The following is a 24,217-nucleotide window of genomic DNA, read 5'->3' on the forward strand; positions in this document are numbered from 1 at the left end:
CGCGTCCGAGAGGCCGCGGGACCGGTCTGGGCAGGCACTAAAGAATGTGACATATTACTGTCGTGCTCAACAGACACTCCCTGGACGCCGTGATCATCGGCGCCGGCGTCGTCGGGGCCGCGTGCGCCTACTACGCGGCCCGCGCCGGACTCTCCGTGGCCGTCGTCGACCGCGGCCCCGTCGCGGGCGGCACGACCGGCGCCGGCGAAGGCAACCTGCTCGTCTCCGACAAGGCGGCGGGACCGGAACTCGACCTCGCCCTGCTGTCCACCGGGCTCTGGCGCGAACTCGCGGAGGCCCTCCCCGAGGAGACCGAGTACGAGGCCAAGGGCGGCCTGGTCGTCGCCCCGGACGAGACCACCCTCAAGGCCCTGCGCACGTTCGCCGAAGGCCAGCGCGCGGCCGGGGTCGAGGCAGCCGAGGTCGGGGCCGCGAGCCTGCACGACCTCGAACCCCACCTCGCCCCAGGCCTGGCCGGAGGGTTCCTCTACCCCCAGGACGCCCAGGTCCAGCCGGCCCAGGCGGCGGCGCGGCTGCTGGCCGCGGCGGCCGCCTCGGGCGCGGAGGTCCACCTCGGCGAGGAGGTCACCGAGATCCTCCTGGACGGGGCGGGCGCCGTCCGGGGCGTCCGCACCCCGCGGCGCGAGCTCCTCGCCCCGGCCGTGGTGAACGCGGCGGGCACCTGGGGCGGGCACATCGCCGGTCTGGCGGGCGTGAGCCTGCCGGTCCTGCCGCGCCGCGGGTTCGTCCTGGTCACCGAACCCCTGCCGCGCGTCGTGCGGCACAAGGTCTACGCCGCGGACTACATCGCCGACGTGGCCAGCGGCTCCGCCGCCCTCCAGTCCTCGGCCGTGGTCGAGGGCACCCCCTCGGGCCCGGTCCTCATCGGGGCCACCCGGGAACGCGTCGGCTTCGACCGCAGCCTGTCCACCGAGGCCCTGCGCCGCCTCGCCGCCCAGGCGGCGGCCCTCTTCCCCGTCCTGGCCGGTGTCCGCGTCCTGCGGACCTACCACGGCTTCCGGCCCTACCTCCCCGACCACCTCCCGGCGATCGGCCGGGACCCGCGCCGCCCCGGGCTGCTGCACGCCTGCGGCCACGAGGGCGCGGGCATCGGGCTGGCCCCGGCGACGGGCGTGCTGATCGCGGCCGCCCTGTCGGGGGCCGAACCCCCGCTGGACCCCGAGCCGTTCCGTCCCGACCGCTTCGCCCCGGCCCCCACCGGGCACCGGCCCGCCGACACCCCCGAGGAGAACCGCTGATGGGCAGCCCCCGCGCCAGGACCCCCCGCTCGCTGGTCGGCGGCGGCCCGGTGGCGACGTACAGCATCGAGTTCGACGGCCGGGAACTGCCCGCGCAGGAGGGCCAGTCCCTCGCCGCGGTGCTCTGGGGCGCCGGGATCCTGGCCTGGCGGACCACCCGCGAGGGCGGCGCCCCGCGCGGCGTGTTCTGCGGCATCGGCAGCTGCTACGACTGCCTCGTCACCGTCAACGGCAGCCCGAACCAGCGCGCCTGCCTGGTCCCGGCCCGGCCGGGGGACACCGTCACCACCCAGGAAGGAACGGGCCGTGCCGACCTCGCCGTCTGAGCCCACCGCCGCGCCGACCGCCGGGCCCGCTGCCGGGTCCACGGCTGAGTCCGCTGCCGTGCCGACCGCCGGGCCTGCTGCCGTGCCGAGCGCCGAGGGCACCGCCGCGGCGCCCGCTGCCGGGGCGGCTGAGTCCGCTGCCGCGCCTGCTGCCGTGCCGACCGCCGGCCCCGCTGCCGCGCCCGCCGCCGCGCGCCCCGCCGTGGAACCCGCCGCTGACCCCGTCGCGGACCTCGCCGTCGTCGGCGCCGGTCCCGCCGGGCTGGCCGCCGCGGTCACCGCCGCGGACCTCGGGCTGCGGGTCACCGTACTGGACGCGGGGGAGCGCCCCGGCGGGCAGTACTACCGCCATCCCGCGCCCGGTCTGGGCGCGGTCCGCCCCGAGGCCCTCCACCACGACTGGCAGGCCTTCGCGACCCGCGAAGCCGCCCTGCGCGACCACGAGTCGGCCGGGCGCGTCACGTACCTCCCGGGCCACCACGTCTGGACGGTGGTCCCGGACGGCGGCGCGGGCTGGACCCTGCACGCCGTCGCCGGCCACGGCCCCGAGGAACGCGCCGCGGCCGTCCGCGCCCGGGCGGTGCTGATCGCTACCGGTGCCTACGAGCGGCAACTGCCCTTCCCCGGCTGGACCCTGCCCGGGGTGATCGGTGCGGGCGGGGCGCAGGCCATGGTCAAGGGCGGCCTGGTCCTGCCCGGCAAGCGGGTGGTCGTCGCCGGGAGCGGGCCGCTGCTGCTCGCAGTGGCCGGCACCCTGGCCGCCGCCGGAGCCACCGTGCCCGCCGTGGTGGAGGCCGCGTCCTACCTCGCGTACGCGGGCCACGTGCCCGCCCTGCTGCGCAACCCCGGCAAGCTCACCGAGGCCGTCACCTTCGGCGGCGCCCTGCTGCGCCACCGCGTCCGGCTCCTGACCCGCCAGGCCGTCGTCGAGGCCCACGGCACCGGCCGGGTCGAGGCCGTCACCGTGGCCCGGCTCGACCGGGACTGGCGCCCGCTGCCCGGCACCGCCCGCCGAATCCCCTGCGACGCCCTGGCCGTGGGCCACGGGCTCGTGCCCCAGCTGGAACTGGCCACCGGCCTCGGCTGCGCCACCGTCCGCGGGCCGGACGGCACGGCCGCCCTCGTACTGGACGCCGGGCAGCGCACCTCCGTCCCCGGCATCTGGTCCGCCGGGGAGACCGGCGGCATCGGCGGCGCCGGGCTCGCCCTCGTCGAGGGGGAGATCGCCGCGCACACGGTCGCCGGCCGGCCCGTGCCGGGCGCCCTGGCCCGCGACCGGGCCCGGCTGCGCGCCTTCGCCCGCGCGATGGCCGCGGCCCACCGGCCCGGACCGGGCTGGACCGACTGGCTCGGCGACGAGGACCTGGTGTGCCGCTGCGAGGAGGTGCCGGCCGGCCGGATCCGCGAGGCGGTCCGGGACCTCGGGGCTCGGGACGCCCGTACGGTCAAGCTGCTCACCCGCTCGGGCATGGGCTGGTGCCAGGGCCGGATGTGCGGACCGGCCGTCTCCGCCCTCGCGGGGGAGTCCGCCCTCGCCGGGGAGTCCCCCCTGTCCCCGGGCGCGGCGGCCGAGCGGAGGCCGCTGTCCTGTCCGGTACCGCTGCGCCACCTCGCCGAACTTCCTCCCGCGGACGGCTGATCCGCTGGCTCCGGGCCCTTGTGGCCGTCTCGCACCCACTAGTAAAATGTCACACATCACTCTAGGGAGCTCTCACATGACCCACGCGCACACCCCCGCGCCCGTCCGCACCCGCCCCTGGCACGGAATCATGGTCGCCACCGCGCTGCCCCTGCGCGAGGACCTCAGCGTCGACTACGACGCGTACGCCGAACACGTGGCCTGGCTCATCGCCAACGGCTGCGACGGCGTGGTCCCCAACGGCTCTCTCGGCGAGTACCAGACCCTCACCGACGAGGAGCGGGCCCGCGTCGTCCGCACCGCCGTCGAGGCGGCGGGCGACGGCGACCGCGTCATGCCCGGTGTCGCCGCCTACGGCAGCGCCGAAGCCCGCCGCTGGGCCGACCAGGCGGCCGAGGCCGGCGCCGGCTCCGTCCTGCTCCTGCCCCCCAACGCCTTCCGGGCCGACGAGGACGCCGTACGCGCCCACTACGCCGAGGTCGCCGGGGCCGGGCTGCCCGTCGTCGCCTACAACAACCCCATCGACACCAAGGTGGACCTGACCCCGGCCCTGCTCGCCCGGCTGCACACCGACGGCACCATCGTCGCCGTCAAGGAGTTCAGCGGCGACGTGCGCCGCGCCTACGAGATCGCCGAACTGGCCCCGGGCCTCGACCTGCTCATCGGCGCCGACGACGTCCTCCTCGAACTCGCCCTCGCGGGCGCCGTCGGCTGGATCGCCGGCTACCCCAACGCCCTGCCGCAGTCCTGCGCCACCCTCTACCGCGCCGCCGTGGCCGGGGACCTGGCCACCGCCCTGCCGCTCTACAAGTCCCTGCACTCGCTGCTGCGCTGGGACTCCAAGACCGAGTTCGTCCAGGCCATCAAGCTCTCCATGGACCTGGCCGGCCGCCCCGGCGGCACCACCCGGCCGCCGCGCTTCCCCCTCACCGGGGACACCGAGGCCGCCGTCCGCGCCGCCACCGAGAAGGCCCTCGCCGAGGGCCTCAACTAACCAGCCGCAGGGGGCTTTTGATGCGTACGCGCCACATCTATCACGCGGTGGACTCCCACACCGAGGGCATGCCGACCCGGGTCGTCACCGGCGGGGTCGGGGTGATCCCCGGCGCCACCATGGCCGAGAAGCGGCTCCACTTCATCGAGCACATGGACCACGTCCGCACCCTGCTCATGTACGAGCCGCGCGGCCACTCCGCGATGAGCGGCGCGATCCTGCAGCCCCCCACCCGTCCCGACGCCGACTTCGGCGTCCTCTACATCGAGGTGTCCGGCCTGCTGCCCATGTGCGGGCACGGCACCATCGGGGTGGCGACCGTCCTCGTCGAGACCGGCATGGTGCCCGTCGTCGAGCCGGTCACCACCGTCCGGCTCGACACCCCGGCGGGCCTGGTGAGCGTCGACGTCCGCGTCGAGGACGGCGCGGCCACGGCCGTCACCCTCACCAACGTCCCCTCCTTCTGCGTCGGGCTCGACCTCAAGGCCGAGGTCCCCGGCTTCGGCACGGTCACCTACGACCTCGCCTACGGGGGCAACTTCTACGCCTTCGTCGAACTCGACGCCCTCGGCCTGCCCTTCGACCGCGCCCGCAAGGAGGACCTGCTCGCCGCCGGACTCGCCGTCATGGACGCGGTCAACGCCTCCGGCGACCGCCCCGTCCACCCCGAGAACCCCTCCATCGCCGGGGTCAAGCACGTGTACCTCGCCGCCCCCGGCTCCGACGGCCGCCGCTCCCGGCACGCCATGGCCATCCACCCCGGCTGGTTCGACCGCTCGCCCTGCGGTACGGGGACCAGCGCGCGCATGGCCCAGCTGCACGCCCGCGGCCTGCTGGAACTCGGCGCGGACTTCGTCAACGAGTCCTTCATCGGCACCGAGTTCACCGGCCGGCTGGTCGACGCGACCACCGTCGGCCCCCACCCGGCCGTCGTGCCCACGGTGACCGGCCGGGCCTGGATCACCGGCACCGCCCAGTACTTCCTCGACCCGACCGACCCCTTCCCCGGAGGGTTCCTGCTGTGACCGCCTCCCCCGTCCGCACCACCGACTACCACACCGCCGGAGAACCCTTCCGGATCGTCGACGCCACCGGCGGCGCCGACGGGGGGCTCCCGCCCGTGCCCGGGGACACCGTCGCCGAGCGCTGCGCCACCGCCGTCGGCCCCGGGGGATCGGGCACGGCTCCGCGCCGGGGCGCGCTGGACGACGTACGGCGCCTGCTGGTGCAGGAGCCGCGCGGACACGCCGGCATGTACGGCGGGTTCGTCGTCCCGGCCGACGACGACGGGGCCCACTTCGGCGTGCTGTTCTGGCACAAGGACGGCTACTCCACCGCCTGCGGCCACGGCACCATGGCCCTCGGGGTCTGGGCCGTGGACACCGGCCGGGTCGCCGCCCCGGCCGACGGGGACGTGCAGGTGCGCATCGACGTGCCGTCCGGGCGGGTCGGCGCCACCGTGCACCGGGCCGGCGGCCGCACCACCGGGGTCACCTTCCGCAACGTCCCGGCGCGGGTCAACGCCCGCAAGGTGCCCGTCGCCACCACGCTGGGGATCGCCGAGGTGGACATCGCCCACGCCGGGGCCTGTTACGCCTCCGTGCGCGCCCGCGACCTCGGCCTTGCGGTCACCGGCTCCGCGCTGCCCGACCTGGTCCGGGCCGGCCGGGAGATCCGGGCCGCACTGGCCACCCACCCGGCCACCTGGCACCCCGACGGCGCGCTGCTGTCCGGGGTCTACGGGGTGATCCTCTACGAGGAGCTGCCCGACACCCCCTTCGGGCCGCACCAGCGCAACGTCACCGTCTTCGCCGACGGGCAGATCGACCGCTCGCCCTGCGGCTCCGGCACCTCGACGCGGCTCGCGCTGCTCGCGGAGGACGGGCGGCTCGGGGCGGACGAGGACCTGCTGCACGAGTCGGTCACGGGCACGGTGTTCACCGGCCGGATCCTGCCGGGCGGCGTCACCGAGATCACCGGCAACGCCTACCGCACCGGCGAGCACACCTTCATGGCCGACCCGTACGACCCCCTCGGCAGCGGGTTCCTGCTGTGAGCGGGCCTGATGCGGGGAGGCTCGCTCGGTCGCAGAGCGCCGTGGAGGTGCCGGCCGCGCGCGGTCTCCCGCAGCTGAGCGCCGCCGACATGGCAGGGATCCTGACTCCGGCAGCCGCCGCCGACGCCCTGGCCGCCGCCCTGCGAGCCGGCCTCGACCCCGAGAACTCCCCGCAGCGTACGGCGCTCGCCGTGCCCGGCGGCGAACTGCTGCTGATGCCCGCCGCATCGGGCTCCTACACCGGGGTGAAGATCGCCGGGGTCGCGCCCGGGAACCCGGCCCGCGGGCTGCCCCGGATCACCGGGTCCTACCTGCTGCTGGACGGGCCCACCCTGCGCCCGCTGGCGCTGCTGGACGGGGCGGCCCTGACGGCCCTGCGCACCCCGGCGGTCTCCGCCCTCGCGCTGCGCCATCTGGCCCCCGCCGGGCGCCCGTTGCGTCTCGTCCTCTTCGGCTCGGGACCGCAGGCGTACGGCCATCTCGAAGCGGTGCTCCCGCTGCGGGAGCTGGCCGAGGCCGTGGTGGTCGCCCGGAACCCGGCGGGGGCGGCGGCGCTCGCCGCGCACGCCGTGGGCCTCGGGGTGCCCGCCCGGACCGGCACTCCGGGCGACGTGGCCGGCGCCGATCTGGTGATCTGCTGCACCACCGCCCGGGAGCCGCTCTTCGACGGGCGCCTGGCCGGCCCGGGCACCACCGTCGTCGCCGTCGGCTCGCACGAGCCGACGGCCCGGGAGACGGACACCGCCCTCGTGCGACGGGCGGCGGTGTACGTCGAATCGCGCGCGGCGGCCCTGCGTGAGGCGGGCGACCTGCTGGTGCCGGAGGCGGAGGGGGCGATCGGGCCCGGTCATATCACCGGCACCCTCGCCGACCTGGTCTCCGGGCGGATGCCGGCGGGTGGGGCCGCGAGTTGTCCACAGCTCTTCAAGAGTGTGGGCATGGCCTGGGAGGATCTTGCCGTGGCGGTCGCGTTGGTCCAGGCCGCCGGGGTGAGCAGCGAAACGTGACATTGTACGCTGTTCCTCTGCTCATCGGCAGTGTCGGGGGTCTCGGAGGAAATGCAATGGGTGACCTGAAGCAGCACAGTCTCATCAAGGCCCAGGAACGGCTCCGCGACCAGGTCGGCCATGCCCTGCGAGCAGCCCTGATAGCGGGCGAGCTGCGCCCCGGGAGCGTCTACTCGGCCCCCGGTCTCGCGGCCGAACTCGGGGTCTCGGCCACCCCGGTGCGCGAGGCGATGCTCGACCTGGCCCGCGAGGGGCTGGTCGAGCCGGTCCGCAACAAGGGATTCCGGATCACCGAGGTCAGCGAGCGCGACCTCGACCAGTACACGGAACTGCGCACGATGATCGAAGTGCCGACGATCGGCCGGATCACGAAGTCCGCCACGTCCGAGCAGCTGGAGGCCCTGCGGCCCATCGCGCAGGAGATCGTCACCAGCGCCCGCGAGCACAACCTCATCGGCTACCTGGAGGCGGACCGCCGCTTCCACCTGACGCTGCTCGGCCTCGCGGGCAACGACCGCCTCGTGGAAACGGTCGGCGACCTGCGCAAGCGCTCCCGGCTGTACGGCCTGACAGGCCTGGACGAGGCCGGCAAGCTGGTCTCCTCGGCCGAGGAGCACATCGAGCTGCTCGACCTGATGATCAGCGGCGACGCGGAGGCGGCGCAGGCCTGCATGACCCGCCACCTCGGCCACGTCCGCTCCCTCTGGGCCCAGGGCCGCGACGAACCGGTGGGCCGCACCCCGGGCGGCCTCGGCGGCGCCGCGAAGGGCTGACCCCGCCGCCCGCACCTCTCCGCCCCCAGGGCCCGGACCGCCTCGGTCCGGGCCCAACTCGCTTTCCAGGGCGCGGATTTGGACACGGCTGGATAACGGCAGGCTCAAACCCTTGTCAGTGCAATTTCACATTACTATGTTACCGGTCACATCGTAGAGCGCCGCCCCTCACTGGAGTGACCCATGACCAAGCGCACCCAACTCGCCCTCGCCACCGCCCTGGTGGCGGCTCTCGCACTCGGTGCCTCGGGCTGCTCCGGAACCAAGAAGGGCTCGGCCGGCGCCGGCGCCTCCAACCCCGCCGCCGCCAACGACGGCAAGATCCTCGGCGGCACCCCCGTCAAGGGCGGCACCCTCACCGTCCTGTCCAACCAGGACTTCGCCCACCTCGACCCCGCCCGCAACTGGGTCATGCCGACCATGGACTTCGGCACCCGGCTGCTCTACCGCACCCTGGTCACCTTCAAGGCCGAGCCAGGCAAGGCCGGCAGCGAGCTGGTCCCCGACCTCGCCACCGACCTCGGCGCCCCCTCCAACGGCGGCCGCACCTGGACCTTCACCCTCAAGGAGGGCGTCAAGTACGAGGACGGATCCCCGGTCAAGGCCCAGGACATCAAGTACAACGTCGAGCGCTCCTTCGCCCCCGACCTCACCGGCGGCCCCGACTACGCGGCCCAGTACCTCGCCGGCACCGAGGGGTACAAGGGCCCCCTCCAGGGCCAGCACCTCGACTCCGTGAAGACCCCCGACGACCGCACGATCGTCTTCGAACTCAAGCGCCCGGTCGCCGAGTTCTCCGCGACCGCCACCCTGCCCACCTTCGCGCCCGTGCCCCAGTCCCAGGAGAAGGGCACCCAGTACGACGCCCGCCCCTTCTCCTCCGGCCCGTACAAGATCGAGTCGTACGACCGCGACAAGAAGCTGGTCCTGGTCCGCAACGAGCACTGGGACGCCGCCACCGACCCCGTCCGCAAGGCCTACCCGGACAAGTTCGTGGTCGTCATGGGCCTCAAGGGCGGCCAGATCGACGACCGGATCATCGCCGGGGAGGGCGTCGACGCCTCCACCGTCCAGTACGCGGACATGCGTCCCGAGAGCGCCCCCAAGGTGCTGCCCAAGCCGGACGTCAAGGCGCGACTGCTCGCCGAGTCCCAGGGCTGTACCGAGATGCTCTACCTCAACAACTCCCGCGCGCCCTTCGACGACCCCAAGGTGCGCGAGGCCATGCAGTACGCCGTGGACAAGGAAGCCGTGATCACCGCGGGCGGCGGCCCGGCCCTCAACGAGGTCGCCACCGCCTACCTGCCCCCGGCCCTGTCCGGCGGCAAGCAGGCCGACACCCTGAAGATCGCCCCGGCGGGCGACCCGGACAAGGCCAGGGAACTGCTCAAGGCCGCGGGCAAGGAGAAGCTGAAGGTCTCCCTCGCCGTCTCCACCGGCGACAAGGCCAAGGCCGAGGCCCTCCAGCAGGGCCTGTCCCGCGCCGGCATCGAGGTCGTCGTGGACACCGTCGACCCCGGTGCCTACTACGACGTCATCGGCGACCTCTCCACCACCCCCGACATGAGCCTCACCGGCTGGTGCCCCGACTACCCCTCCGGCTCCACCTGGATCCCCTTCGTCTTCGACGGCCGCACCATCAAGGAGAAGGGCAACCAGGGCAACCACAGCCAGTTCCGCGACGAGGCCACCATCAAGCGGATCGACGAGATCAACGCCATGGCCGACGCCAAGCAGGCCAACCAGGCCTGGATCGACCTCGACGCCGAGCTCATGAAGAAGTCCCCGTCCGTCCCGATCCTCCTGGAGCGCAAGCCGCTGCTCGTCGGCACCAACATCGCGGGCGCCTTCGGCCACCCCGTGTGGACCGGCACCATCGACTACGGCACGATCGGCCTCAAGGACCCCTCCAAGGGCCAGGGCTGAGGCCGGACGAGCCCACCCGGCATCCCGTCATGACCACCACCGCACCCGCCGCCGGCGCCCCGGAGGCGACGGAGGTCCCGCCCGGCAGCAGCCCCTGGCAGCTCGCCCGGCGGGAGCTCCGGCGCCGCCCCGCCGTCCGCTTCAGCCTCTGCCTCGTCCTCCTCTTCGTCCTGATGGCCGTCACCGCCCCCTGGCTGGGCGCGCTCGGCGGCTGGTCCCCGGAGGAGTTCGACAAGACCGCCATCGACCCCTACCTCGGAGGGCAGCCGCTCGGCTCCCTCGGCGGGATCAGCTCCGAGCACTGGCTCGGCGTCGAACCCGTCACCGGCCGCGACCTGTTCGCCCGCGTGGTGCACGGCGCGCAGGTCTCCCTGCTCATCGCCTTCGCCGCCACCGCGATCGTCGTGGTCACGGGCACCGCCGCGGGCATCGCCGCCGGCTACTTCGGCGGCCGCACCGACGCGGTCCTGTCCCGGCTCATGGACCTGACCATGTCCTTCCCCTCCCTGATCTTCATGATCGCCATGCTGTCCGTGGCCAAGGACGTGAACCGGATCCTCCTCATGACCGCCGTCATCGGCGTCTTCGGCTGGCCCGGCGTCGCCCGCGTCGTCCGCGGCCAGACCCTCTCCCTCAAGCACCGCGAGTACGTGGACGCGGCCCGCGTGGGCGGCTCCGGCTCCTGGCGGATCCTCACCCGCGACATCCTCCCGGGCGTCTCGGGCCCGGTCATCGCCTACACCACCCTGCTCATCCCCGGCATGATCAGCACCGAGGCCGCGCTGAGCTACCTCGGCGTCGGCGTCCGCCCGCCCACCCCGTCCTGGGGCCAGATGATCGCCGAGTCCGTCGCCTTCTACGAGACCGACCCCATGTACTTCGTCATCCCCAGCGTCTTCCTCTTCCTCGCCGTGCTCGCCTTCACCCTCCTCGGCGACGCCCTGCGCGACATCCTCGACCCGAGGGGCGGCCGCAGTTGATCCTCTACCTCGCCCGCCGCCTGCTCGCCCTCGCCGGCGTGCTCCTCGCCATCGCCGCCGTCACCTTCCTCATCTTCTACGTCCTGCCCGCCGACCCGGCGGCGGCCGCCTGCGGCAAGACCTGCAGCCCCGAACGGCTCGCCGACGTACGCGCGTACCTCGGGCTCGACCAGCCCCTGTGGCGCCAGTTCAGCGACTTCCTCACCGGCATCTTCACCGGTCGCACCCTCGGCACCGGCCAGTACGCCGTCGAGTGCGGCTTCCCCTGCCTCGGCTACTCCTACGAGAACTCCCTGCCCGTCTGGGACCTGCTGATGGACCGGCTGCCGGTCTCCGCCTCCCTCGCCCTCGGGGCCGCCGCACTGTGGCTGCTCCTGGGACTCGGCGCCGGGGTCACCGCCGCCCTGCGCAAGGACACCGCCACCGACAAGGCCCTGATGGTCGGCGCCGTCGCCGCGGCCTCGCTGCCCGTCTACTTCACCTCCGTCCTGCTCATCTACGGGGTCATCCGCACCGCCGGCCTCCTGCCCTACCCCAGCTACCAGGCCTTCACCGACGACCCGCTCGCCTGGGCCTCGAACCTGCTCCTGCCCTGGACCGCGCTCGCGCTGCTGTACGCCGCCATGTACGCACGCCAGAGCCGCGGTTCGATGATCGAGGCCATGGCCGAGCCGTACATCCGTACCGCCCGGGCCAAGGGCATGCCCGAGCGCACCGTCGTCGTCAAACACGGCCTGCGCTCCGGGATGACCCCGATCCTCACCATCTTCGGCATGGACCTCGGCGGACTGCTCGCCGGAGCCGTCATCACCGAGTCCATCTTCGGACTCCCCGGCATCGGGCGGCTGTTCTACGGGGCGCTCGTCAGCTCCGACCAGCCCGTGGTCCTCGGGGTCACCCTGCTCGCCGCGTTCTTCATCGTCGTCGCCAATCTCGTCGTCGACCTCCTGTACGCCGTCATCGACCCGAGGGTGAGGTACTGATGGCCGCCCCGGCCGCCCCCCTTCTCGAAGTACGCGATCTGCGCGTCACGTTCACCACCCCCCGCGGGACCGTACGGGCCGTCGACTCCCTCGGTTTCACCGTGGAAGCCGGGCGCACCCTCGGCATCGTCGGCGAGTCCGGCTCGGGCAAGTCGGTCACCTCGCTGGCCGTCATGGGCCTGCACCGGGGCGCCGCCGAGGTCACCGGGTCCGTCGCCCTCGCCGGGCGGGAGCTGACCGGGCTCTCCGAGCGGGAGCTGTCCAAGGTGCGCGGCCGCCGGATGGCCATGATCTTCCAGGACCCGCTGTCCAGCCTGCACCCCTACTACACGGTCGGCGAGCAGATCGCCGAGCACTTCCGGGTGCACTTCAAGGCCGGCCGGGCCGCCGCGCGCAAACGGGCCGTCGACATGCTCGGCGAGGTGGGCATCCCGGAACCGGCCCGCCGCGCGGGGGAGTACCCGCACCAGTTCTCCGGCGGCATGCGCCAGCGCGCGATGATCGCCATGGCCCTGGCCTGCGAACCCGACCTGCTGATCGCCGACGAGCCGACCACCGCCCTGGACGTCACCGTGCAGGCGCAGATCCTGGAGCTGATCGCCCGGCTCCAGCAGGAACGCGGGCTCGGCGTGGTGATGATCACCCACGACCTGGGTGTCGTCGCCCGCGTCGCCCACGAGGTGCTGGTCATGTACGGCGGCCGCGCCGCCGAACAGGCCGGGGTAGACGCCCTGTTCGCCGACCCCGCCCACCCCTACACGCGGGGCCTGCTCGACTCGCTGCCCCGCCTCGACACCGCCGACGACGAACCCCTGCCCTCCATCCCCGGCTCACCGCCGTCCCTGCTCGCCCCGGCCCCGGGCTGCGCCTTCGCGCCGCGCTGCCCGAGGGCGGCCGCCCGCTGCGACGAGGCACGGCCGGAACTCGCGGCGTACGGGGACCCGTACGGGGCCGGGGACGGGCCCGGCCGCACCGTCGCCTGCCACTTCGCCGGCGCCCGCACCGCCGAGGAGGCGGCCCGATGACCAGCACCGACACGCTCCTGTCCGTACGGGACCTCACCATGACCTTCCCCGGGAAGCGTTCGCTGACCGGGCGCCGGGGGGCGCCCGTGCGCGCCGTGGACGGGGTCTCCTTCGACCTGGCGGCCGGGCAGACCCTCGGCCTGGTCGGGGAGTCCGGCTGCGGGAAGTCCACCACCGGCCGGATGCTCGTACGCCTCCTGGAACCCACCTCCGGCCGCGTCACCTTCGACGGCAAGGACATCAGCCGGCTGTCCCAGAGCGCCCTGCGCCCGCTGCGCAAGAACATCCAGATGGTCTTCCAGGACCCGCACTCCTCCCTCAACCCCCGCCAGACGGTGGCCCGGATCATCTCCGACCCGCTGCTGGTCCAGGGCTGGAGCGCCGCGGACGCCCGCCGCCGCGCGGCCGAGCTGATGGAGCTCACCGGGCTGATCCCCGAGCACATCGACCGCTACCCGCACGAGTTCTCCGGAGGCCAGGCCCAGCGCATCGGCATCGCCCGCTCGCTGGCCACCAGCCCCCGGCTGATCGTCGCCGACGAGCCGGTCTCCGCCCTCGACGTCTCCGTACAGGCCCAGATCGTCAACCTGATGGAGCGGCTGCGCACGGAGCTGGGCCTCGCGTACGTGTTCATCGCGCACGACCTGTCGGTGGTCAAGCGGGTCAGCGACCGCGTCGCCGTCATGTACCTCGGCCGGATCGTCGAGATCGGCGACAAGAAGTCCCTGTACGAGAACCCGCAGCACCCCTACACCCGGGCGCTGTTGTCCGCCGTACCGCTGCCCGACCCGGCGGCGGAGCGGCGGCGCGAGCGGATCGTGCTGCTCGGCGACCCGCCGAGCCCGGCCGCCCCGCCTCCCGGCTGCTCCTTCCATCCGCGCTGCCCCAAGGCGCAGCAGATCTGCCGCACCGAACGGCCGCTGCTGCGACCGGCTGCCGCCCGCGAGGTGGCCTGTCACTTCCCGGGAGACTGACGGGGATCCAAAGGGAAGAAGAAGGGCCCCGGGGACAAAGGCGTCCCCGGGGCCCTTCCGCATGCCGGACGAGGGCATGGTGAGCATGGCTCGGTCGAGGCGGCCTTCGGCCATGTCGATGAACGCCTGGTCGATGGGGTCGAGGTGCGGGGCCTGCATCTCCCGTCCGACGGTGAGTACGGCGGTCAGGGCGCCCGCGGAGCGGTCCATCGCCAGACGCTTCTCTACAGTGGCGAGCTGGGCCCGGAGTTCAGGCGAGACCTGTGTGGCGATGCCTGGCGCTGGGCGGCTGGCAGCGTCCGGTAGTGGGCCAGGAGGGTCTCGTGGTCGCGCGTGGCCATCAGCTGATGGCCTGGTCCGTGAGATCGATCAGGGCGGCGAGCTCGTCGGCGCGGTGTCCCGCCGCGACTCTACTGCCCCACGCGGCCGTCGATCCGCTCACGCAGGAAGTCAGCGTGACCGTTGTGCCGTGCGTACTCCTCGATCATGTGCACCAGCACCTCCCGAAGCTGCATTGGCTTCTGGCCGGTCGTGCCGGTGACGCTGAGATCGGGAGCCTCGTCCACGAACCGTTCTGCGAACGCGACCTCTGCCCGCCATGTTGCCCAAGCTTCCGCCACGACCTCAGGGTCGGGCACCGCGTCGTTGAAATCTCCGTGGGGGTCCTCATCGGAGCGGTAGTGCCGAGGCGCGTCCTGCCCAGCCATCACCTGCCGGAACCACTTCTGCTCCACCCCGGCCATGTGGCGCACAAGCCCCAGCAGCGACAGGTTCGACGGCTCCACCGAACGACGAGCCAGGGCTGCGGCATCGAGACCAGAACACTTCAATTCAAGCGTCAGACGCTGGTCGCGCAGGTACCCAGCAAGGATGGCCCGCTCGCCTTCGAACCCCCCATCGGTTCGCGGGTCCTCATCAGGGCTGAGAAACATGTTCGACCACCCAAAGTTCCGGGCGGCGGACTGTTCCTTCGACGAGCCCTCGGTTCGCGGGCCGTGATCCAGGCGTGTATCGGCATCGTTGGACATGCTGAAGAGCATCAGCGATCCGCGCCCGGATCCACAACAGGGTTTGCCTGCCGTGGGCAGCCCTTCCACCACTCTCGCTCCGAGCGGCGTCATACGCTCGGACCCAGCAATCGCGGGGCAGCCCGTTAGGCGAGTTCGCGGCGGAAGAACTCCAGTTCCAGGGCCATCAGCTTCTCCCGGGTGCCGCCCGGGGTCATGTGGGTGACGCCCGGCAGGGCCAGCAGCTGGTGGGGGCGGCCCGCGTCCGTCAGGGCCTGGGAGAGGCGCAGGGTGTGCGAGGGGTGGACGTTGTCGTCGGCCAGGCCCGTGGTCAGCAGCAGCGGCCGGGTCAGCTTCGGGGCGTCGGGGATCAGGCAGTCCCGCTCGTACACCTCCGGGTGCTCGTGGGGGAGGCCCAGGTACCGCTCGGTGTAGGCGGTGTCGTAGTGCCGGAAGTCGGTGGGCGCGGCCCCGGCGGCCGCCGCGTGGTAGACGTCCGGGCGGCGCAGCACGGCCATCGCCGCCAGGTAGCCGCCGTAGGACCAGCCGCGTACGCCGACCCGGCCGAGGTCGAGGTCGGGGTGGCGGGCGCCGAGCGCCCGGAGCGCCGCGACCTGGTCCTCCATGGTGACCTCGGAGAAGCCGCGGTACATGGCGTGGGTGAAGGCGGGCGAGACGTAGGGGGTGCCGCGGTTGTCGACGGTGACCACCGCGAAGCCCTGGTCGGCCCACCACTGCTTGGCCTGCCAGCGGCGGGGTTCGGCGCTGATGTCCTGGTAGCCGGGGCCGCCGTACGCGTCCACCAGTACGGGGAGCCGGCGGCCGGGGACGTGGCCGCGGGGCAGGACCAGGGCGGTGGGCACACCGTGCTCGGTCACCCGTTCCAGGACGGGGACCACCCGGTGGGGCAGTGGCTCGGACAGGTCGAGGGGGGTGAACTCCCGCCCGTCGGCGGTGCGTACGGTCCGGCGTATTCCGTCGGCGTCGGCCGAGGTCAGCAGCAGCGACCCGGCGGAGGCGAGGACGGTGTGCACCCCGGGCCCGTCGGCGAGGGCGGTCAGCTTCCCGGTCGCGGGGTCGAGGAGCAGCACTTGCTGCTCGGAGGGGTCGCGCTGCCCGGCCTCGATCAGCAGGGCCCCCTCGTGGTGCCCGGCCACGCGGCGGACCTGGAGGCCCTCGCCGGTGAGGAGTTCGCCGTCCACGGCGAGGGCGCGGGCGGTCCCGCCCGGGGTGTCGGCGGCGGTCAGCATCCGCCCGTCGGGCAGGCGCGCGGGGGTGCCCGGCACCATCGGGTCCACCCACTGCGGGTGCGTGGTGCGCGACAGTTCCCGGGTGCGTCCGGTGGCCGGGTCGGCGGAGAGCAGCAGGACGGTCCGCTGGAGCCGGTCCTGCACGGTCAGCAGGATCTCCCCGGCGGCGGTGTCCCCGGCGGACCAGTCGGCGTCGGAGACGTACGGGTACTCCTCGGCGTCCCAGTCGAGCCGTACGGGGGCCTCGCCCTCGCCGAGCACCCACAGCTGGACCCCGGCGTTGGGCCCGCCCGCCTCGGGGTACGCGAAGTCCTCGGCCGGGAGCTCGGGGTGTGCGGGGTCGGCGAACCAGCGGCGCTGGAGCGCGGTCTCGTCGACCCGGGCGGCCAGCAGGCGGACCCCGTCGGGCGACCACCAGTGGCCCCGGGCGCGGCCGAGCTCCTCGGCGGCCGCGAACTCGGCGAGCCCCCAGCGGGCCCCGTCGGCGGGGCTGATCCGGCCGCCCGGGGCGAGGTGCAGGGCGTCCTCGCTGACGTAGGCGGTGCGGGAGCCGTCGGAGTTGGGGCGGGGGTCGACCGCGGGTCCGGCGGCCGGGATCTCCTCGGGCGCCCCGGCGGTCCCGGCGGACCCGGGCCGGGCCCTGCGGGCCCCTCGTAGGAGACCCCGTAGAGCCGGCCGTGGAGCGCGAAGACGGCGCGCCGGCCGTCGCCCGAGAGCGCGTACGAGCCGATGCCGGCGGCGACGAGCCGGGTCCGCTCGCGCAGCCGGCGTTCGGCGTCGGGGAGGGTGCCGGGCTCGGGGCACAGTTCGCGGGGGTCGGCAAGCCGGGTCTCGGTTCCGGTGGCCGTTTCGAGCACCCAGAGGCTCTCGAAGGGGTCGGTGGGTCCACCGGAGCGGAGGAACCAGAGCAGCCGGCCGTCGTCCCCGAAGGTGAACGCGCGCGGGGCGCCGTAGGTGAAACGGGCCGTGCTCGCGGAGAGCCTGAGGAAGTCATCCATGATCGTAGTGTGACATGTGAAATGTCACCCACACTAGGCCGTTCGAGTGGTGACCCCAGGGGTGCGGGCTTAGCGTCGTGAGGGTGGACCGGAACGCATCGCCGAACAGCACCGGGACCGACGGCAAGGTCCAGGGAAACGGAAGCGGACTCGCACTGTTCGTCATCGCCTCCTGCCAGCTCATGGTCGTTCTCGACATCACCATCGTGAACATCGCGCTGCCGCACATCCAGACCGCGCTCGACTTCTCGACCGAGAGCCTCTCCTGGGTCGTCAACGCCTACACCCTCACCTTCGGCGGACTGCTCCTCCTCGGCGGCCGCACCGGCGACATCCTCGGCCGCAAACGTGTGTTCATCTCCGGCATCCTGCTCTTCGGGCTCGCCTCGCTGCTCGGCGGATTCGCCCAGAACGAGGGCCAGTTGCTCGCCGCCCGCGCCCTCCAGGGCGTCGGCGGCGCCATCGCCTCCCCGACCTGCCTCGCCCTGATCACCACCACCTTCCGCGAAGGCCCCGAACGCAACCGGGCCTTCGGGGTGTTCGCGGCGGTGTCGGCCGGCGGCGGCGCGATCGGCCTGCTCGCCGGCGGCGTGCTCGTCGAATGGCTCAACTGGCGCTGGGTGCTCTTCGTCAACGTCCCGATCGCCGTGGTCATCGCGCTGATGGCCGTGAAAGTGCTCCACGAGTCCGAACGCCGCCCCGGACACTTCGACTTCATGGGCGCGCTGCTCTCCACCACCGGCATGGTCGCGCTGGTCTACGGCTTCATCCGCGCCTCCCAGGAAGGCTGGCGCGACGGGTTCACCCTCAGTTCCTTCGGCGCCGCCGTGGTCCTGCTGACCCTCTTCGTCCTCAACGAGCGGCGCTCGCCGCAGCCCATCACCCCGCTGCACATGTTCGCCGACCGGAACCGGGCCGGGACCTACGGGATGATGCTCTTCCTGGCCTGCGCGATCTTCGGCATGTTCTTCTTCCTGACGCTGTTCGTGCAGAACGTGCTCGGCTTCAGCCCCCTGCAGGCCGGCCTCGCCTTCCTGCCGGTCAGCGTCATGGTGGCGGTGGCGGCCGGGTTCGCCTCGCAACTGCTGCCGAGGTTCGGGCCCAAGCCCTTCATGGTCACAGGCGCCCTGTGCTGCGCGGCCGGTCTCGCCTGGCTCACCCAGACTGACATCCACTCGACGTACCTGGGCAGCCTCCTCGGTCCGGTGCTCGTGTTCGCCACCGGCATGGGCCTGCAGTTCGTCTCACTGACGCTGATGGCCCTGTCCGACGTCCCCGACCGGGAGTCGGGCGCCGCGTCCGGGCTGCTCAACACGATGCAGCAGGTCGGCGGTTCCCTCGGCCTGTCGATCCTGGTCACCGTCTTCGGCACGGCCAGCCGCAACGAGGCCAGGGACCAGGTGCCGGCCTTCCTCCGCTCGGCGAACCCCGAGGAGATGGCCTACTTCCGGCGCACCGGACAGCTGCCCAAACCGTGGGCCGACCAGGTGCTCACCTCGGGCGTCAGCGCCGCCTTCGTGGTGGCGGCCCTGTTCACCCTCGTCGGGGCGGTGATCGCCCTGGCCGCCATCCAGGTCCGCCCGTCCGACCTCGAACGGCTCCAGGGAAACCACACCCCGGCGGCGAAGGCCAGCTCCTAGGGGGATTCCGGGGTCAGGAGCGCCCGCAACCGGAAGGCGTCCGCGCGGGTGTTCATCCACAGCGCCAGCCAGGAGCCGTCCGCGAAGGCCAGGTCCACCCGGGTCGGCCGGCGGCGGGGCCGGGGGACGCGGCGCAGGGTGCAGGCCACGAGGTGGGACTCGCAGCCCGGGTCGCCGCGGCCCCAGGGCGGGCGGACGGTGAGCTTGCCAGGGCTCTCCGGGCCCGCGGTGAAGGTGGCGTACGGCCCTTCGGTCTCGGTGTGCCAGTGCGTCCAGTGGAAGCCGTGCAGGGCGAGCGCGAGCCGGCCGGCCTCGCTGTCCCAGCCGCCGTGCAGGGCCGGGCCGTGGAAGAGCCGCCCGATCAGCCGGGCGGCCCGCTGGAAGGGGTCGAGGAGCGCGGCCACCGCGTCCGCGAGATCGTCGGGCAGCGCGAACACGAAACGGAGGAGGAAGAAGTTGCCGATCCGGCGCATCAGCGGCAGCCGGGCGGGCGAGCCCGGCAGCATGGCCCGCGCGGGCCGCCGGACATGGGGGCTCAGGCGCCCCGGGATCTCCTCATCCATCGAGCCATGATCGCACGGGGGCTCTCACCTGGCCGAATTCCTCACGCGGCAGCGTGCGGGGCCGTCCGTCCGCAGGGTGATCCCGGCGCTGACGGGGATGTCGGTGTCCACGGCCTCGAACTCGTACGCCCGCAGGATCATCGCCAGCGCGATCACCGACTCCAGCATCGAGAAGTGCTGGCCGATGCAGGCGCGCGGACCCCCGCCGAAGGGGAACCAGGCGTAGCGGGGCCGCTGCGCCTCCGCCTCCGGGGTGAAGCGGTCGGGGTCGAAGCGGTCGGGGTCGGGCCAGTAGCGCTCATGACGGTGCGTCACCCACGGGGCGAGGATCACGTCCGCGCCCGCGGGGACGGTGTGCTCCCCGACCCGGGTGGCGGCGACGGCCCTGCGGCCGATCACCGGGGCGGCCGGGTAGAGGCGCATCGCCTCCTTGAGCACCTGCGTGAGGTACGGGAGCCGGTCCAGGTCGGCGGCCTCGGGCGTACGGTCGCCCAGCACCCGGGAGATCTCCTCGCGGGCCCGGTCCTGCTGCTCGGGGTGGCGGGCCAGCAGGTGCAGGGAGAAGGCGAGGGAGGTGGCGGTCGTCTCGTGCCCGGCGAGCAGGAAGATCAGCACCTGGTCGCGCAGCTCGGCGGCGTCGAACTCGCCGTCGTCCGAACTCCTGGCGGCGGCGAGCAGGGTCAGCAGGTCCTCGCCCGCACCGTCCCGCGTACCGTCCGGGCCGGCTGCCGCGCCGCGCCGCTCGGCGATGATCCTGTCGCACACCGCGTAGAGCTCCTCCATCGCGGCGGCGGCCCGCTTGTTGGCCGGGGTCGGCCAGCTGCGCGGGATGTTGGCGGGGGAGTAGCCGCGGCGCAGGACGTAGTCCGTGATGACCGGGAAGGACCGGTCCACGACGTCGACGGTGGCCTCCACGTCGGTGCCGAAGAGGATCCTCGCGACCGCGCGCAGAGCCAGGTGCATCATCGCCTCGGAGACGTCGATGACCCCGTCCGGAGCATCCCGCCAGGCGTCGATGGTCGACCGGGTCTCGGTGGCCACGGCGTCGGCGTAGCCGTCCACCCGGCGCCGGGTGAACAACGGCTGCACCAGCCGGCGCTGGCGCAGGTAGTCCTCGTCCTGGCTGGTCAGCAGACCGTTGCCGAAGGAGTCCCGGACCTCCTGGTAAAAGGGGTTGTCCTTGCGGAAGTTGGCCGATTCCGAGGCGAGCACCTGCTGGGCGCCCTCGGCCGAGAACACGCAGAACAGCTCGGCGCGCAGCCCGGGCGGGCCGGCGCTGATCCGTACGACGTCACCGTGCTCGTGCTGGGCCCGCAGATAGGTGCCCAGCGAGTCCGACTTCAGGTCGAACAGCGACCCGAGCAGCGGAACTCCCGCGAGACCGGGGACCTCCGCGCCGACACCTGTGTTCGTTCCGCTTGCCATGCCCGCCCCTCGTTCGTACGTACGGACGATTCTGCCGGTCACCGCGTCCCGCGGCGAGAGCCGACTCGCCATCAGGCCGAATCCCGCCGTTCCTCGTCCTCCGCCGCTGCCGCCGCCCACGGCGGCCGCGGCTACCGCAAGACCCAGAGCGTCGGCGTCCACGTGGTCCTGTTCCTGTTCACCGCCGGAATCGGGAACATCTTCTACGCGATCTCCGTCTCGAACTGGAACAAGCGCCACGGCTGGTAGACCCAGGTCCACGAAAAGGCCCCCGCACGCACCGCGCGGGGGCTTTTTCGTATGCGGCCGAGCGCCGAGGAGAATCGCCGGACCTGAAGGGAAATGACCCTTCCTAGATGTCGCGGAAGATCTCGATCTGCGCGCCGACCGAGTTGAGGCGCTCGGCCAGTTCCTCGTACCCGCGGTTGATGACGTAGACGTTGCGGAGCACCGAGGTGCCCTCCGCCGCCATCATCGCCAGGAGGACGACCACCGCAGGGCGCAGGGCCGGCGGGCACATCATCTCCGCCGCGCGCCAGCGGGTGGGGCCCTCGACCAGGACGCGGTGGGGGTCCAGGAGTTGGAGGCGGCCGCCGAGGCGGTTCAGGTCCGTCAGGTAGATGGCCCGGTTGTCGTACACCCAGTCGTGGATCAGGGTCTGGCCCTGGGCGACGGCGGCGATGGCCGCGAAGAACGGGACGTTGTCGATGTTCAGCCCGGGGAAGGGCATCGGGTGGATCTTGTCGATCGGGGCTTCGAGCTTGGAGGGGCGCACCGTCAGGTCCACCAGGCGGGTGCGGCCGTTGTCCGCCGGGTACTCCGCCGAGCGGTCGTGGTCGAGGCCCATCTCCTCCAGCACCGCGAGCTCGATCTCCATGAACTCGATCGGGACCCGGCGGATGGTCAGCTCCGACTCCGTGACGACCGCGGCGGCGAGCAGGCTCATCGCCTCGACCGGGTCCTCGGAGGGGGAGTAGTCCACGTCAACGTCGATGTTGGGGATGCCGTGGACGGTCAGCGTGGTGGTGCCGACGCCCTCGACCTCGACCCCGAGCGCCTCCAGGAAGAAGCAGAGGTCCTGGACCATGTAGTTGGAGGAGGCGTTGCGGATGACGGTGACGCCGTCGTGCCGCGCGGCGGCCAGCAGCGCGTTCTCGGTGACCGTGTCCCCGCGCTCGGTCAGCACGATCGGCCGGTCGGGGGAGACCCCGGACGCGACCTTCGCGTGGTAGATGCCCTCGGTCGCGGTGATGTCCAGGCCGAAGCGGCGCAGCGCGATCATGTGCGGCTCGATGGTGCGGGTGCCGAGGTCGCAGCCGCCGGCGTAGGGCAGGCGGAAGGTGTCCATCCGGTGCAGCAGGGGGCCCAGGAACATGATGATGCTCCGGGTCCGGCGCGCCGCGTCGGCGTCCATGGCCTCCATGTCGAGGCGGGCCGGCGGGATCAGCTCCAGGTCCACGCCGTCGTTGATCCAGCGGGTGCGGACGCCGATGGAGTTGAGGACCTCCAGCAGGCGGTAGACCTCCTCGATGCGGGCCACCCGCCGCAGCACCGTACGGCCCTTGTTGAGAAGGGAGGCGCACAGCAGGGCCACGCACGCGTTCTTGCTCGTCTTGACGTCGATGGAACCGGACAGCCGACGGCCTCCGACGACCCGCAGGTGCATCGGTCCGGCGTAGCCCAGAGAGACGATCTCGCTGTCGAGGGCTTCACCGATGCGGGCGATCATCTCAAGGCTGATGTTCTGATTGCCGCGCTCGATGCGGTTCACGGCACTCTGGCTGGTGCCGAGGGCGTCGGCGAGCTGACTCTGTGTCCAGCCCCGGTGCTGCCGGGCGTCACGGATGAGCTTGCCGATGCGTACGAGGTAGTCGTCTGCCATGGGTGCACGTTATCTCAGATATGAGATGCGGCTGGCATCGGGTGTGGCGAACGGGTGTTACCGACCGTCAGCTCCCATGGTGGGTCCGGCCCCGGAGTGGTGCGCGACGATACGGCCGAGCAGGTGAACGAGCTGCTCCCGTTCCGGCGCGGACAGGGGGTCAGGGGCTCCTGCTGTGCGGCGTCGAGCAGTTGGTCCGGCTTGCGCAGCCGCCTGCGGCCCGGCGGTGTGAGGGTGATGGCGCTGTGCCTGCGGTCCTCGGGGTCGGGGCATAGCGCCAATTACGGACATCTGCCCCGTTCGGCCCCTCGGTCGCCAGCCGTTGCGCGTGCGTCGGGCCCTACGCCGCGCCCGCCGCGCGGCGGCCCAGGACCGGTTCCGCCAGCATCCTCGCCATCCCGCAGAGGGTCTGGCCGTGCCGGGCGAAGAGCTCGTCGCGCGAGTCGTAGTGGCCGAGGTCCGCCAGGACGTACGCGGAGAGGTCGCAAGAGGGCCCCGTCCCCGTCCCCGCGTCCGCTCCGGAACCGGCTGCGGGGCCCGCGCTCGGGCAGACCGGCACCGCGTCCCAGTCGATCGCCGTCCGGGACAGCGCCTCGAAGAGGGTCTCCGCCCCGGCGTTGGTGAAGCCTTCGCCGGGCTCCGCATCCAGGGGGCGCAGCCCGCCGAAGAGTTCCGAGACCGTGAGCCAGGGCGCGGCGGGACCCCCGGGGCGGAACTCCGGCCAGGCCAGCAGCACCTGGTCCGGGACGATCCGGCGCAGCCGGGGGAAGCGCGGGTACCAGAAGGTACCGTCCACCAGCAGGCCGCGCACCCGCGTCGGCACCCCGGACGCCCGCGCGACCGCCTCCAGGACGGCCATCCGCTGGCTGCACGACCCCCGGCCCAGTCGCAGCACCTCCGACACGGGCCGCTCGTCCTGCACCGAGTACACCGGCCGTACGGCCGCGGCGATCCACCGGTGGGCGCGGTGCAGGGCCTCGACCTGCCGGGCCGCGTCCGCCGGCTCCGCCGGCTTTCCAAGGTCTGCCGACTCCGCCGACTCCGCCGACTCCGCCGACTCCGCCGACTCCGCCGCGGCTCCGCCCGCCGGAGCCGCGCCGAGCTCACGTACCAGCGCGGCGACGCGCGGATCGCGCCAGTCCAGGATCCGGGTCGGCGCGGTGCTCCCCGCCACCACCGCCTCGCCGCCCGCGACGGCGGCGCGGGCGCGGCGCCGCGGCCTGAGAAGGGAACTCGTCATGGCCGGCGTCCTTTCGTCCAGCCGTCCTGCGGAAGGCTGGACGCATCCTGACAGAAAATATGAACGCGTTCAATGACGGATGTCCCGGCCCCCTGCCCTGCGCTTTACGCGGGGCCCCAGGGGTCGCCCCGCGCGCGGAATCCGGGCAGGCCGGGGCGGCCGCCCGGCCGCTCGCCCGGGCGGGCGCGGGTGCGTGCCTCGTCTCCGCGCCCGGACATGTACTAGAGTTATCTCGACATCGAGATATCTGCCGAAGGCGTACCGCAGCCG

The 24,217-nt window shown here is 73.0% G+C and carries 20 protein-coding genes; 14 read left to right on the top strand and 6 right to left on the bottom strand.

Annotated features, from left to right (window positions below; translation table 11 throughout):
* Window positions 1-62: 62 nt before the first annotated feature.
* From AB0D94_RS23795 to AB0D94_RS23855, 13 genes are all read left to right on the top strand, one after another.
* Entirely contained in the window at window positions 63-1,259 is a 1,197-nt protein-coding gene (locus tag AB0D94_RS23795; RefSeq protein ID WP_362055245.1) for an FAD-binding oxidoreductase, read from the top strand.
* On the top strand, window positions 1,259-1,585 hold the full coding sequence (locus AB0D94_RS23800; protein WP_362055247.1) for a (2Fe-2S)-binding protein: 327 nt from the start codon (window positions 1,259-1,261) through the stop codon (window positions 1,583-1,585). The genes AB0D94_RS23795 and AB0D94_RS23800 overlap by 1 nt, the downstream gene beginning before the upstream one ends.
* Window positions 1,586-1,787: 202 nt before the next feature.
* The gene (locus tag AB0D94_RS23805; protein WP_362055304.1) at window positions 1,788-3,224 is read left to right on the top strand and encodes an NAD(P)/FAD-dependent oxidoreductase; all 1,437 of its coding nucleotides are present in this window, start codon (window positions 1,788-1,790) and stop codon (window positions 3,222-3,224) included.
* A 76-nt stretch (window positions 3,225-3,300) separates the two neighbouring features.
* A complete protein-coding gene (locus tag AB0D94_RS23810) occupies window positions 3,301-4,218 on the top strand; it encodes a dihydrodipicolinate synthase family protein (RefSeq protein ID WP_362055249.1) in 918 nt (305 codons plus the stop codon).
* Between the two features lie 20 nt (window positions 4,219-4,238).
* Window positions 4,239-5,243 (top strand): proline racemase family protein, encoded by a 1,005-nt coding sequence (locus AB0D94_RS23815; protein WP_362055251.1) that lies wholly within the window; start codon window positions 4,239-4,241, stop codon window positions 5,241-5,243.
* On the top strand, window positions 5,240-6,274 hold the full coding sequence (locus AB0D94_RS23820) for a proline racemase family protein (protein ID WP_362055253.1): 1,035 nt from the start codon (window positions 5,240-5,242) through the stop codon (window positions 6,272-6,274). Before AB0D94_RS23815 ends, AB0D94_RS23820 begins: the two co-directional genes overlap by 4 nt.
* An 89-nt stretch (window positions 6,275-6,363) precedes the next feature.
* The gene (locus AB0D94_RS23825; RefSeq protein ID WP_362055255.1) at window positions 6,364-7,281 is read left to right on the top strand and encodes an ornithine cyclodeaminase family protein; all 918 of its coding nucleotides are present in this window, start codon (window positions 6,364-6,366) and stop codon (window positions 7,279-7,281) included.
* Window positions 7,282-7,337: 56 nt separating this feature from the next.
* Entirely contained in the window at window positions 7,338-8,054 is a 717-nt protein-coding gene (locus AB0D94_RS23830) for a GntR family transcriptional regulator (RefSeq protein WP_362055257.1), read from the top strand.
* 183 nt (window positions 8,055-8,237) lie between these two features.
* The gene (locus AB0D94_RS23835; protein WP_362055259.1) at window positions 8,238-9,980 is read left to right on the top strand and encodes an ABC transporter substrate-binding protein; all 1,743 of its coding nucleotides are present in this window, start codon (window positions 8,238-8,240) and stop codon (window positions 9,978-9,980) included.
* Between the two features lie 29 nt (window positions 9,981-10,009).
* Window positions 10,010-10,960, top strand: coding sequence for an ABC transporter permease (locus AB0D94_RS23840; protein ID WP_362055261.1), 951 nt, complete (start codon window positions 10,010-10,012; stop codon window positions 10,958-10,960).
* On the top strand, window positions 10,957-11,943 hold the full coding sequence (locus AB0D94_RS23845; protein WP_362055263.1) for an ABC transporter permease: 987 nt from the start codon (window positions 10,957-10,959) through the stop codon (window positions 11,941-11,943). The genes AB0D94_RS23840 and AB0D94_RS23845 overlap by 4 nt, the downstream gene beginning before the upstream one ends.
* Complete coding sequence (locus AB0D94_RS23850; protein ID WP_362055265.1) at window positions 11,943-12,968, top strand: ABC transporter ATP-binding protein; 1,026 nt, start codon at window positions 11,943-11,945, stop codon at window positions 12,966-12,968. The genes AB0D94_RS23845 and AB0D94_RS23850 overlap by 1 nt, the downstream gene beginning before the upstream one ends.
* Window positions 12,965-13,942, top strand: a complete 978-nt coding sequence (locus AB0D94_RS23855; RefSeq protein ID WP_362055267.1) for a dipeptide ABC transporter ATP-binding protein — start codon at window positions 12,965-12,967, stop codon at window positions 13,940-13,942. Before AB0D94_RS23850 ends, AB0D94_RS23855 begins: the two co-directional genes overlap by 4 nt.
* Before the next feature lie 410 nt (window positions 13,943-14,352).
* On the opposite strand, the gene AB0D94_RS23860 is transcribed toward AB0D94_RS23855, so the two are convergent.
* Together AB0D94_RS23860 and AB0D94_RS23865 are read right to left on the bottom strand one after the other, a co-directional pair.
* Window positions 14,353-14,874, bottom strand: coding sequence for a DinB family protein (locus tag AB0D94_RS23860; RefSeq protein ID WP_362055306.1), 522 nt, complete (start codon window positions 14,872-14,874; stop codon window positions 14,353-14,355).
* A gap of 221 nt (window positions 14,875-15,095) precedes the next feature.
* The gene (locus tag AB0D94_RS23865) at window positions 15,096-17,003 is read right to left on the bottom strand and encodes a prolyl oligopeptidase family serine peptidase (RefSeq protein WP_362055269.1); all 1,908 of its coding nucleotides are present in this window, start codon (window positions 17,001-17,003) and stop codon (window positions 15,096-15,098) included.
* 277 nt (window positions 17,004-17,280) lie between these two features.
* Between AB0D94_RS23865 and AB0D94_RS23870 the strand changes: the two genes are divergently transcribed.
* Window positions 17,281-18,837, top strand: coding sequence for an MFS transporter (locus tag AB0D94_RS23870; protein ID WP_362055271.1), 1,557 nt, complete (start codon window positions 17,281-17,283; stop codon window positions 18,835-18,837).
* Here AB0D94_RS23870 and AB0D94_RS23875 read toward each other — a convergent pair.
* From AB0D94_RS23875 to AB0D94_RS23890, 4 genes are all read right to left on the bottom strand, one after another.
* Window positions 18,834-19,400, bottom strand: a complete 567-nt coding sequence (locus tag AB0D94_RS23875; protein ID WP_362055273.1) for a hypothetical protein — start codon at window positions 19,398-19,400, stop codon at window positions 18,834-18,836. The genes AB0D94_RS23870 and AB0D94_RS23875 overlap by 4 nt on opposite strands.
* A 24-nt stretch (window positions 19,401-19,424) precedes the next feature.
* Window positions 19,425-20,825 carry a cytochrome P450 gene (locus tag AB0D94_RS23880; protein WP_362055275.1) on the bottom strand — a complete coding sequence of 467 codons (1,401 nt, stop codon included), beginning with the start codon at window positions 20,823-20,825 and terminating at the stop codon, window positions 19,425-19,427.
* Window positions 20,826-21,177: 352 nt separating this feature from the next.
* Window positions 21,178-22,707: a UDP-N-acetylglucosamine 1-carboxyvinyltransferase gene (locus AB0D94_RS23885; protein WP_362055277.1), complete on the bottom strand. Its 1,530-nt coding sequence runs from the start codon at window positions 22,705-22,707 to the stop codon at window positions 21,178-21,180.
* 340 nt (window positions 22,708-23,047) lie between these two features.
* Complete coding sequence (locus AB0D94_RS23890) at window positions 23,048-23,947, bottom strand: transglutaminase domain-containing protein (RefSeq protein WP_362055279.1); 900 nt, start codon at window positions 23,945-23,947, stop codon at window positions 23,048-23,050.
* Window positions 23,948-24,217 lie beyond the last annotated feature (270 nt).

Origin of the sequence: Streptomyces sp. NPDC048255 (genome assembly GCF_040652415.1) — a bacterium.
Lineage (GTDB): Bacteria > Actinomycetota > Actinomycetes > Streptomycetales > Streptomycetaceae > Streptomyces.

What these genes read in the sequence shown, in the direction of transcription:
- AB0D94_RS23885 (WP_362055277.1), bottom strand. Translation starts at nt 22,707, where the DNA reads ATGGCAGACGACTACCTCGTACGCATCGGCAAGCTCATCCGTGACGCC.
- AB0D94_RS23890 (WP_362055279.1), bottom strand. Translation starts at nt 23,947, where the DNA reads ATGACGAGTTCCCTTCTCAGGCCGCGGCGCCGCGCCCGCGCCGCCGTC.
- AB0D94_RS23825 (WP_362055255.1), top strand. Translation starts at nt 6,364, where the DNA reads ATGGCAGGGATCCTGACTCCGGCAGCCGCCGCCGACGCCCTGGCCGCC.
- AB0D94_RS23850 (WP_362055265.1), top strand. Translation starts at nt 11,943, where the DNA reads ATGGCCGCCCCGGCCGCCCCCCTTCTCGAAGTACGCGATCTGCGCGTC.
- AB0D94_RS23880 (WP_362055275.1), bottom strand. Translation starts at nt 20,825, where the DNA reads ATGGCAAGCGGAACGAACACAGGTGTCGGCGCGGAGGTCCCCGGTCTC.
- AB0D94_RS23830 (WP_362055257.1), top strand. Translation starts at nt 7,338, where the DNA reads ATGGGTGACCTGAAGCAGCACAGTCTCATCAAGGCCCAGGAACGGCTC.
- AB0D94_RS23835 (WP_362055259.1), top strand. Translation starts at nt 8,238, where the DNA reads ATGACCAAGCGCACCCAACTCGCCCTCGCCACCGCCCTGGTGGCGGCT.
- AB0D94_RS23855 (WP_362055267.1), top strand. Translation starts at nt 12,965, where the DNA reads ATGACCAGCACCGACACGCTCCTGTCCGTACGGGACCTCACCATGACC.
- AB0D94_RS23875 (WP_362055273.1), bottom strand. Translation starts at nt 19,400, where the DNA reads ATGGATGAGGAGATCCCGGGGCGCCTGAGCCCCCATGTCCGGCGGCCC.
- AB0D94_RS23800 (WP_362055247.1), top strand. Translation starts at nt 1,259, where the DNA reads ATGGGCAGCCCCCGCGCCAGGACCCCCCGCTCGCTGGTCGGCGGCGGC.
- AB0D94_RS23815 (WP_362055251.1), top strand. Translation starts at nt 4,239, where the DNA reads ATGCGTACGCGCCACATCTATCACGCGGTGGACTCCCACACCGAGGGC.
- AB0D94_RS23860 (WP_362055306.1), bottom strand. Translation starts at nt 14,874, where the DNA reads ATGTTTCTCAGCCCTGATGAGGACCCGCGAACCGATGGGGGGTTCGAA.
- AB0D94_RS23840 (WP_362055261.1), top strand. Translation starts at nt 10,010, where the DNA reads ATGACCACCACCGCACCCGCCGCCGGCGCCCCGGAGGCGACGGAGGTC.
- AB0D94_RS23810 (WP_362055249.1), top strand. Translation starts at nt 3,301, where the DNA reads ATGACCCACGCGCACACCCCCGCGCCCGTCCGCACCCGCCCCTGGCAC.